General features: G+C 55.4%; 1 pseudogene. It reads right to left on the bottom strand.

The features are described 5' to 3' along the window. Positions 1 to 287: pseudogene (locus IV91_RS20050) on the bottom strand (transposase); the annotation flags it as partial.

The raw sequence follows: 287 nt of genomic DNA, 5'->3' as shown, positions 1-287 counted from the left end.
TGTGGCTGTGATCGTGTTTGACGCTGATCCCCGGCCCTTTCTTCGCGCAACGAGGAACCAGCGTATCGTCGATAATCAGGTTGACCAGCTCGTTTGGAAAAACTCTTTGCGTCAATTGCAGCAATTAAATGGACAAGTCGGCGACCGAGACATTCGCCCGTTCGATCAGTTTGTAGTAGGTGGTCCAGTGCGCCTCGCGGCGAATGGCACCGATGGCACGAGTGACCCAGCCTTCCGGGTTGAGCATGCAACCGATCAGAAGTTCGACAAAGGTTCGGCGGGAACGG

Origin of the sequence: Ferrovum myxofaciens (genome assembly GCF_000735045.1) — a bacterium.
In the GTDB taxonomy this organism is placed as follows: Bacteria; Pseudomonadota; Gammaproteobacteria; order Burkholderiales; family Ferrovaceae; genus Ferrovum; species Ferrovum myxofaciens.
This window is presented reverse-complemented; position numbering and strand designations above follow the sequence as displayed.